Here is a 9643-nt window from a genome sequence, read left to right on the forward strand (position 1 = left end):
TCCGAGCAGCAGGTGGCCCAGAGCGTGCTCTCCAGCCTGGTGGGCAACACCCAGTTCTCCCCCATCCAGTTCACCGACCAGAAGACGGGGAACGAGTACTTCATCAACGTCCGGATGGACGACGCCTATCGATCGAGCGTATCGGACCTGTCCGACGTATTCCTGAAGACGCCGTCGGGCGGGATCGTGTCGCTGGACAACGTGGCGCGCATCCAGCGTTCGAGCGGGCCGGTGGTGATCAACCGGAAATACCTGCAGCGAATCGTCGACGTGACCGCCAACGTCGCACCCGGCCAGGACCTCGGCTCGGTCAGCGCCGCTACCCAGAAGGCGCTGGACGAGCTGCCGCCCCCCGAGGGGTTCTCGGTGCGCCTGGGCGGCCAGTCGGAGGCGCAGAAGCAGGCCTTCTCCGACCTGGGATTCGCCGCCCTCATGGCCATCGCGCTCGTCTACATGGTGCTCGCCTCCCAGTTCAAGTCGCTGATCGATCCGCTGGTCATCATGTTCAGCGTGCCGCTCGGCGTGACGGGCGTGTTCGGCATGCTCTACATCACGAAGACCACGCTCAGCGTGAACAGCGCGATGGGCATCATCATGATGGTCGGCATCGTCGTCTCGAACGGCGTGCTCCTCGTCGAGTACACCAACGAGCTGCGCCGGCGCGGGAGGCCGCTCGCCGACGCCGTGGTCACCGCCGGGCGGACCCGGCTCCGGCCGATCCTGATGACGAGCCTCACGACCATCGTCGGCCTTCTCCCGATGGCGCTCGGACTCCTGGTCGGCAGCGAGGCCAACGCCCCCCTGGCCCGAGCGGTCATCGGCGGCCTCCTGGTCTCGACCTGCTTGACCCTCCTGCTCATCCCGACGCTCTACACCATGCTCGAAGAACGCTTCCCCCGGACGTTCCGCGCCGAGGACGCGCGCGCGTCCTGATCGGGCGCGCTCCGCCGCGCCCTCCCTCACAGGAGATCTCGCGACCATGCACCTCGGACCCGCGGATGACCGTGCCTGGCTGGTTGGCTTGTTGATCGTCGTCGCGCTCGGCGCCGCGGCGCCCGGGGCCGCCCAGCCTCCGCCCGCTCCCGGTCAGCCCGGCCCCGCCCGGGAGGCGCCCGCGCCCGGCCAGGTGCTGTCGCTCCCGGAGGCGATCGCGCTGGCGCGGCGGCAGCACCCCACCATCCGGGCGGCCGAGCAGGCCGTGACGGCCTCCACCGCCCGGGTGCCGCAGGCGCAGTCCGCCTACTATCCGAGGCTCGACTGGCTCAGCGCCGCCGCCCGCAGCCAGTTCTTCAGCTCGACGCTCAACCAGGGCGTCCGGGCGAACTCGATCTCCACGGCGCTCCAGGCCAACCTGCTGATCTACGACTTCGGGAAGACCGGGGCCCTCGTCGACGAGGCCCGGGCCAACGTGCGCGTCTCCGAGACCGACCTCGAGCGGATCCGTGAGCTCGTCGTCCTGAACGTCCGCCAGGCCTACCTCGTGCTGCTCCAGTCCCGCCGGCTGGTGCGGGTGGCCGACGCCGGCCTGGCTCGGGCCGAGCTGAATCTCCGGAGCGCCCAGGGCTTCTTCGATGTGGGGACCAAGCCGAAGTCCGACGTCACCAAGGCCGAGGTCGAGGTCGCCAACGCGCGCGTCACGGTGATCCGGGCCCGGAACCAGGTCCGGCTGGCCGAGACCACCCTGGCCAACGCCCTCGGGCTCGAGGCGACCACCACCGTCGAGATCCAGGACATCCTCGGGTTCGAGCCGGTGACGCTGGACGCGGCCGGGCTCCTCACCGAGGCCCTCAAAAATCGCCCGGAGCTGATCCAGGCCCTGGCGCGCTTCGACGCGGCCCGCGCGCAGCTGGCTGGGGCCCGCGCCCGCTTTTGGCCGACCCTGAACGCGGCCGGGTTTTACGGGTACAGCACGCCCGACGACCCGCCGCTCCACGAGAATTGGTCGATCGGCATCCAGCTCTCCTGGAACCTCTTCGAGGGCTTCTTCACGGTCACCCGGATCCGCGAAACCCAGGCGCTGGTGGAGGTCGCCCGCGCCAACTACGACGCGTTCGAGCTCCAGGTGCGGCTCGAGGTCGAGCAAGCCTACATCAGCGTCGTGGAGGCCGCCGAGCGGGTGGCCGCGACCGAGAAGGCGGTCGAGTCGGCGACGGAGAACCTTCGGCTGGCCCAGGGCCGGTATGATGCCGGGGTGGGAACGATCCTCGACCTGACCGACGCCCAGCTCGCCCTGACCACGGCCGAAGCCGACCAGGTCCGGGCCCTGACCGACCACAAGCTCGGCCTGGCCGCGCTCGATCGGGCGGTCGGACGGCCCTGAAATGTCGCGGGTCGCCCCCGCGTCCAACAGACGCGGTAGGATGATCATGAAGGAAGAGGGGGCGCGACCCATGACGCGGGGCTGGCCGGGGCCTGCCACCCGCCCGGGGCGGGACCGATGAAGCGGGCGGTGCTGATCGTCCTCGCCCTGGTGGTCGTGGCCGGCCTGGCGACAGCCGGGTACCTGGTCACCGCGAGCCGCGCTCAGGCGGCGAAGTTCCGCACGGTCAAGGCCGAGCGGGGTTCGATCGTCACCACGGTGTCGGCGACGGGGAACCTCAACGCGGTGACGACGGTCCAGGTCGGCAGCCAGGTGTCCGGCCAGATCAAGGAGCTCTACGTCGACTTCAACTCGGCGGTCAAGAAGGGCCAGCTCATCGCCCGCCTCGACCCCGACCCCTTCCAGGCGAAGATGAACGCGGCCCGGGCCGACGTCGAGAACGCCCAGGCCGTCGCGCTGAACCAGCGCGCCAACGTCGAGAAGGCCCGCTCCGAGATCGAGAACGCCCGAGCCGGCGTGGTGACGGCCCAGGCCAACGCCGCCAAGGCGCAGGCCGACGTCGAGAACACCCGGGCCGCCATCGCGACCGCCCGCGCCAACGTGACCCGTGACAGCGCCACGCTGGCCAACGCGAAGCTCCAGCTCGACCGCAGCGTCGATCTCCTCAAGAAGCAGCTGATCGCCCAGAACGACAAGGACCAGGCGCAGACGAGCTTCGAGACGGCCAAAGCCCAGGTGGAAGCCACCCAGGCCCAGGTCCGGGCCAGCGAGGCCACCCTCCGCTCGGCCGAGGGCCAGCTGGCGGCGGTCCAGTCCCAGGCCAACGCCGCCCAGGCGCAGGTCGTCTCCGCCCAGGCCGCCCTCCAGGTCGCCGAGGCCCAGCTCAAGGCCGCCGAGGCCAGCGTCCGGAACAAGCAGGCGGCGCTCGACCAGGCCCGGCTCGACCTCGAGCACTCCGAGATCCGGGCGCCGGTCGACGGCGTCGTGATCTCCCGAGCGATCGACGTCGGCCAGACCGTGGCGGCGAGCCTCCAGGCGCCGACCCTCTTCACGATCGCCCAGGACCTGACGCGGATGCAGGTCGAGGCGGCGGTCGACGAGGCCGACGTCGGCCGGCTCCGGGAGGGCATGCCGGCCACCTTCACCGTGGATGCCTTCCCGGGCCAGACCTTCCGCGGCGAGATCGTGCAGATCCGCAAAGCGCCCCAGGTGGTGCAGAACGTGGTGACCTACACGACCGTCATCGCCGTCGCCAACCCGGAGCGAAAGCTCATGCCGGGGATGACGGCGAGCGTGCGGGTCCAGGTCGATCGCAAGGAGGACGTGCTGCGTGTTCCCAACGCCGCCCTCCGCTTCCGGCCGCCCGGTGAGACGGGGGCCGGGCCGGAGCCCACGCCGGGCGGCGGGCGGAGTCCGGCCGCCGGGGGCGGGGCCGGCGGCGGGCGCGGCGGCGGGGCCGGCGGGGGCCTCGGGCAGCAGCGGGAGATGCTCACCCGCGAGCTCGGCCTCACCTCCGAGCAGCAGACGCGCCTGGACGCGATCCTGGCCGAGTCGCGCCAGGCCTTCGGGGCGATGGCCGGGCAGGGGCTCGACGACCGCGCGCGCGAGGCACAGCGGAAGCGGATCCGGGCGGAGACCCGGGACAAGATCCGCGCGATCCTGCGGCCCGAGCAGCAGGCGAAGTACGACGCGCTGACGGCCGCCGCCCAGGAGGGGCCGGCGGCCGGGGCGGCGCCGGCCGGGGTGCCGGGGCGCGTGTTCGTCGTCGGGCCGGACGGCAAGCCCAAGGCGGTGTCCATCGTGACGGGGGCCTCGGACGGAAGCTCCACGGAGGTGCTGCGCGGCGATCTCCAGGCCGGCCAGGAGGTCATCACCGGCCAGGCCGGCACGTCCGCCGCGCGGGGCTCCTCCGGCAGCGCCCCGCGGCTCCGGTTCTGACGGAGGCTGGCCGCATGACGGCCCCGCTCATCGCCGTCCGCGACCTCGCCAAGACCTACCGGCTGGGGTCCCATGCGGTGCACGCCCTGCGCGGCGTGACGCTCGACATCGCGCCGGGGGAGTTCGTGGCGATCATGGGACCGTCGGGCTCCGGCAAGTCCACCTTCATGAACCTCGTGGGCTGCCTCGATACCCCGACGTCGGGCCGCTACGCCCTGGACGGCGAGGATGTCTCGCGTCTGTCCCGCGACGCCCTGGCGGCCATCCGGAACCAGAAGATCGGCTTCGTCTTCCAGACCTTCAACCTCCTGCCGCGGATGAGCGCGATGGAGAACGTCGAGCTCCCGCTGCTGTACGACGGCGGCGCGACCGCCCGCGACCGACGCACCCAGGCCCTGGCCCGCCTGCGGGACGTCGGCCTCGAGGGGCGCGAGCACCACCACCCGAGCCAGCTCTCGGGGGGCCAGCAGCAGCGGGTCGCCATCGCCCGGGCTCTCGTGAACGAGCCGCGCCTCGTCCTGGCCGACGAGCCGACCGGGAATCTGGACACCCGGACCAGCATCGAGATCATGGCGATCCTCCAGGCCCTCAATCGCGGGGGAATCACGATCGTGCTCGTGACCCACGAGGACGACATCGCCCGCTACGCGAGCCGGATCGTCGCATTCCGGGACGGGCGGGTCCGGACCGACGCGCGGGTGGACGCCCCGCTGCGGGCCGAGGCGCTGCTGGCGACACTGCCGGCCGAGGACGAGGCCGCCCAGGGAGTCGGGGCGTGAACGTCAAGCTCTGGGCCGCCATCCGGATGGCCCTCGGCGCCCTCCGGGCCCACGTGCTGCGCACCGCGCTGACCATGCTCGGCATCATCATCGGCGTCGGCGCGGTCATCGCCATGGTCTCGGTTGGCGCCGGCGCCCAGCGCCGGATCGCCGAGCAGATCCGCTCGCTCGGCTCGAACGCCATCGTGGTCCTCCCCGGCGCCCAGACCTCCGGCGGCATCCGCTGGGGGCTCGGCTCCCAGCAGACGCTGACCGAGGAGGACGCCAGGGCCATCGGCCTCGAGATCCCGGCGGTGGAGGCCTCGGCGCCGTCGGTGCGCGGCGCCGCCCAGACGGTCTTCGGCAACACCAACTGGTCCACGATCATCCAGGGCGTGACCCCCGATTACCTGGTGGCCCGCGAATGGGACGTGGCCACCGGCAAGATGTTCGGTTTCGAGGACGTCGACGCCGCCGCCAAGGTGGCCGTTCTGGGCGAGACCGTGTGGCGGAGCCTCTTCGACACCTCCGACCCCGTCGGCCAGACGATCCGGATCAAGAACGTCCCCTTCACGATCGTCGGCGTGCTGGACGCCAAGGGACAGTCGGCGTTCGGCCAGGACCAGGACGACCTGATCCTGATCCCGCTCTCGACGGCGAAGAAGAAGGTCCTCGGCGCCAACCGGTCGAATCCGCGCACGGTCGGCACCATCTCGGTCAAGGTCAAGGACTCGGACCTGATGGAGGAAGCCCAGGGCCAGATCCGCGACCTGCTGCGCCAGCGCCACCGCCTCCAGTCGGGGCAGGACGACGACTTTCAGGTCCGGATCCTGTCCGAGATGTTCGCCGCCCAGGAGGAGTCCGCCCGCATCATGACCATGCTGCTCGCCGCCATCGCCTCGGTGTCGCTCCTGGTGGGCGGCATCGGGATCATGAACATCATGCTGGTCTCGGTGACGGAGCGGACGCGCGAGATCGGGCTGCGGATGGCGGTGGGGGCGCGCAGCCGGGACATCCTGGCCCAGTTCCTGGTGGAGGCCGTGACGCTCGCCATCGCGGGCGGGCTGGTGGGGATCGTCGTCGGGCTGGCGGCGTCGGAGACCATCGCGTCCATCGCCAACTGGACCACCGAGATCCCGGCCGAGGCGATCGGGCTGGCCTTCGTCTTCTCGGGGGCCGTCGGGGTCTTCTTCGGCTTCTACCCCGCCCGCAAGGCCTCCCGGCTCGATCCCATCGAAGCCCTCCGCTACGAGTAGGCGCAACTCCGGCCGAGCCCGCCGGGGTCGCCCGCACCCGCCGCCGCGAGACGAAGGTCGCCATGAGGCGCAGTGGGTCTCCGTGAGCGCGCCCACGACGCGACGATCGGTCCGGGAAGGGATCTCACCTGCGGCCTCGGGCTGGCGGCGGTCACCGCGCTGCCCGCCCTGCGTAGCCCAAGCGGAGGCGCCGGCCGCTCGGTGGATCGACGTCGCGGCGCCCGACGGCCGGACGCTCCGGGCCGCCGTGGTGCGGCCCGACGACGCCGGGCCGTTTCTCAAACCTTCGAAGGGCGCACCAGGCTACAGCAGAATCCAGGTCGTCGGTTTCCCATCAGTGTGATGGGTGCAAAGGTCGTGTTTCGGGGTCGACCGCGTCTACTCTCCGGACGCCCTCGTGCAGCTACATGACCACAGCCCTGACGGGTCGAGGCTCTGGAATAGGATCGCCCCGCTCCAGAAGCACCGCAATGAGACTGCGCCTGGCCTCTCTGAGTTCCGCGAGCGCCTCCTCGGGGGAAGCGCCCGTGCCGAGTGGACCGGATACGGTTCCAAATTCCGGATGCCGCGCCACATAGTAGATCGAGCCATCCGCTCGGACATCCCGCTCGATCTGGACTTCCCAGGCAAGCGAATCGTAATACTTCGCGTCCTTCACGCCCGATGCCCTCCTTCCCGACATCATGCCCTTCGCCGAAGCAGCTCATCTATGAGCCGTATGGCAGTCCGGGCATACGCCGGATCCAGCTCGTCGTGCCTCGCGACGGTGGTATTCAGATCTGGATGATCGCGGTGCCGGACCACGATGTGCCGCGTTCCCTCGATTACCTCGAAGCCAAAAGCCGGGCCGGTCGCCCTTCGGCGACCGGATCGGGCCTGCCTCCCCCCGGGCCCCGGTGACGCGGGTCAGCGGGGCTTGAGCTCGATGCGGTACCCGTCGGGATCGCGGATGTAGAGCGAGAGCCCCTGGCCGAAGGCGCCGCGCCGGGAGACGACGTCCCCCTCGACCTCGACGCCCTGCCCGCGCAGGTAGGCGGCCAGCGCGGCCATGTCGTCGCAGCGGATGGAGAGGCAGACGTGATCCATCCGCCCGCTGGCGGGCGGGGCCTCGCCGGGCGGGAGCGGCAGCAGGTCGATCAGGTGGCGGCCGCAGCGGAGCTGGACCAGCTTGATCGGCTCGTTGACGTGGTCCAGCGTGAGGCCGAGCACCTCGACGTAGAAGCGCTGGGAGACGGCCTGGTCCCGGACCCGGAGCACCACGTGATCCAGCTCCAGGCACTCCAGCGGCCGGCCCGGTGACTCACTCACGCTCAGGCCCTCCTCGACAGCACGATTTACGGCGTGACCCTGATGATCCGCGTCTGCCACTGACACACGCCGCCGAGCGTCGTCGCCCGCTCGCCGGCGAACCAGAAGCTCCGGTTGTCGACCGGATCGCGCTGGGCGCCGATGTAGTCGCCCGTCCGCGCCGTCCTCTGCGGGCAGGTGCCGACGGTGAGCGGCCGGATGGTCGTCCCGACCGCCCAGTAGGAGCTCAGGAACGTCGTCGCGCTGCTCCGGTGGAACGCGAGCCCCGCGTCCCGAGGGCCGCCATCGGCGATGCCCGGCCAGAAGAGAAAGTCTCCGGGGGCGAGCCCCAGGGTGAACTGGTCCTCCAGGCTCGCCGCCAGCGCGCCCCCGGGGCCCGAGCCGACCCGGACGGCCACCGCCCGGACGCACGACTCGGTGGCACCGCCCCCGACGTTGCACACGGTGCCGTGGACGGCGCTGAAGCTGCCCCTCAGGTCGCCCGAGGAGGCCTGGGTGATCCGGTTGTCGCCGGTGTCCAGGCGCAGGCTGCTGCTCCGCTGCCGGGCCGCGGGCGGGACGCCGTAGGTGAAGGTGCCCTGGACGCTCGCCACCTGGAGTGACGGGGGGAGGTTCCGCACGCGCCACACCCGATATCGGGTGTTGGTGCCGAAGACCGTGTTGACGAGATAGACGGGGTTCGCGACGCCGGCGCTCGAGGCCGGCGCCACGTAGTGCTGCACCGGCTGAAGGGTGAAGGCCGCGGGGTTCTGAAGGAGAGCCGAGGGCTGGAAGGTGAAGACGAAGGGGAGCGGCGGGCAGGCGGCCCCGTTGTTCGCCAGCGCCAGCTTGTTGAGGACGCGGACGATGGCGAAGGTGAACAGGTTCGACGCGAACGTGAACTGGTTGGCGGTGATGACCAGCTTGTCGACGCCGACCCCGAGCCCCGGGTAGTCCGCCCAGCTCGAGCGCGCGGTGCCCCCGTTGCGCTTCCCGTCGATGGCGTACCGGCACCAGCGGGCCGGCTCGAGGTCGGCCGGGTCGACGCCGCGCGAGACGGCCAGCCAGATCCGGGACACGCCCGTCGCGTCCGAGGTGCCCCGCTTCTCCAGCGCCACCACGTAGAAGCGCGGGTTGACGCCGAGCCGGTCGAAGTAGACCTTGGGGTCGAACAGGACGCCGTCGCGCCCCGCCGGCGGCGGCGCGCCGAAGAAGAGCTGGAGGCTCTTCGTGGCCAGCACGCCGCCCGCCGTGGTGAAGAGCCGCGTCGCGCTGTTGGTCGCCTCGAGCACCCGGGTCCGGCCCTTGGCGAGGATGGGGTCCGGCGGCACGAAGGTGAACCCGCCGCTGGCCGCGCCCGGCTGGTCGAGCCCGGCGAAGGACGCGGTGATGGTCGGGGCCTCGGCCTCGCCGGCCGCGACCTCGGCCAGGCGTGTCGGCGCCTCGGCGGCGGCGTCCGTCTCCGCCTGGACCTTCAATGCCTGATAGCTCGCCGCGTCCACCGCGGTCAGCCGGGGCGCGGTCCCCTGCGCCGAGGCGACCGTGGCCGCCAGGAGCATCCCGGCGACGACGGCGGCGAGGATTCGGGCGGTGGACGCTCGGGGATCCCTCTGGCTCATGGTCCGCAACCTCCAGCCGTGTGGGTTGGGAGGGGGCACCCGCCGCCCCGACCGTGGGACTATGGCGTGACCCTGATGATCCGCGTCTGCCACTGGCAGGCGCCGGCGATCACGGTGGCCCGCTCGCCGGCGAACCAGAAGCTCCGGTTGTCGACCGGGTCCCGCTGGGCGCCGATGTAGTCGCCCGTCCGCCGCGTCGTCTGAGGGCAGGTGCCCACGGTGAGTGGCCCGATCGTCGCTCCGACCGCCCAGTAGGAGCTCAGGAAGGTCGTCGCGCTGCTCCGGTGGAACGCGAACCCCGACTCGAACGAGCCGCCGTCGGCCACGCCCGGCCAGAAGAGGAAGTCGCCCGGGGCGAGCCCGAGCGTGAACTGTTCTTCCAGGCGCGCCGTCAGGGCGCCTCCGGCGCCCGACCCCACGAAGAAGGCCACCCCCCGCAGACACGACTCGGTGGGGCCGCCCCCC

The 9643-nt window shown here is 71.5% G+C and carries 9 protein-coding genes; 5 read left to right on the top strand and 4 right to left on the bottom strand.

Features of this window, described 5'->3' with window-relative positions:
* The 5 genes from VGW35_19305 to VGW35_19325 form a co-directional block, all read left to right on the top strand.
* The coding region (locus tag VGW35_19305) for an efflux RND transporter permease subunit (protein ID HEV8309816.1) at positions 1–933 on the top strand (933 nt) is incomplete at its 5' end.
* A 46-nt stretch (positions 934–979) separates the two neighbouring features.
* Positions 980–2320 (top strand): TolC family protein, encoded by a 1341-nt coding sequence (locus tag VGW35_19310; GenBank protein HEV8309817.1) that lies wholly within the window; start codon positions 980–982, stop codon positions 2318–2320.
* Between the two features lie 117 nt (positions 2321–2437).
* Positions 2438–4258 (top strand): efflux RND transporter periplasmic adaptor subunit, encoded by a 1821-nt coding sequence (locus VGW35_19315; protein HEV8309818.1) that lies wholly within the window; start codon positions 2438–2440, stop codon positions 4256–4258.
* 14 nt (positions 4259–4272) lie between these two features.
* Positions 4273–5037, top strand: a complete 765-nt coding sequence (locus tag VGW35_19320; protein ID HEV8309819.1) for an ABC transporter ATP-binding protein — start codon at positions 4273–4275, stop codon at positions 5035–5037.
* Positions 5038–5063: 26 nt separating this feature from the next.
* Positions 5064–6272, top strand: coding sequence for an ABC transporter permease (locus VGW35_19325; protein HEV8309820.1), 1209 nt, complete (start codon positions 5064–5066; stop codon positions 6270–6272).
* A 403-nt stretch (positions 6273–6675) separates the two neighbouring features.
* On the opposite strand, the gene VGW35_19330 is transcribed toward VGW35_19325, so the two are convergent.
* From VGW35_19330 to VGW35_19345, 4 genes are all read right to left on the bottom strand, one after another.
* On the bottom strand, positions 6676–6930 hold the full coding sequence (locus tag VGW35_19330; GenBank protein HEV8309821.1) for a type II toxin-antitoxin system HicB family antitoxin: 255 nt from the start codon (positions 6928–6930) through the stop codon (positions 6676–6678).
* Between the two features lie 248 nt (positions 6931–7178).
* Positions 7179–7580 carry a VOC family protein gene (locus VGW35_19335; protein HEV8309822.1) on the bottom strand — a complete coding sequence of 134 codons (402 nt, stop codon included), beginning with the start codon at positions 7578–7580 and terminating at the stop codon, positions 7179–7181.
* Between the two features lie 26 nt (positions 7581–7606).
* Complete coding sequence (locus VGW35_19340) at positions 7607–9178, bottom strand: hypothetical protein (protein ID HEV8309823.1); 1572 nt, start codon at positions 9176–9178, stop codon at positions 7607–7609.
* 59 nt (positions 9179–9237) lie between these two features.
* Positions 9238–9643: hypothetical protein (locus VGW35_19345; protein HEV8309824.1), on the bottom strand; the 406-nt coding region annotated here is incomplete at its 5' end.

Source organism: Candidatus Methylomirabilota bacterium, assembly GCA_036005065.1.
Taxonomy (GTDB): domain Bacteria; phylum Methylomirabilota; class Methylomirabilia; order Rokubacteriales; family DASRDR01; genus DASYQW01.

Bases quoted from the DNA above. Each gene is read 5' to 3' on its own strand.
- VGW35_19320 (HEV8309819.1), top strand. From the start codon at position 4,273: ATGACGGCCCCGCTCATCGCCGTCCGCGACCTCGCCAAGACCTACCGG.
- VGW35_19310 (HEV8309817.1), top strand. From the start codon at position 980: ATGCACCTCGGACCCGCGGATGACCGTGCCTGGCTGGTTGGCTTGTTG.
- VGW35_19340 (HEV8309823.1), bottom strand. From the start codon at position 9,178: ATGAGCCAGAGGGATCCCCGAGCGTCCACCGCCCGAATCCTCGCCGCC.
- VGW35_19325 (HEV8309820.1), top strand. From the start codon at position 5,064: ATGGCCCTCGGCGCCCTCCGGGCCCACGTGCTGCGCACCGCGCTGACC.
- VGW35_19315 (HEV8309818.1), top strand. From the start codon at position 2,438: ATGAAGCGGGCGGTGCTGATCGTCCTCGCCCTGGTGGTCGTGGCCGGC.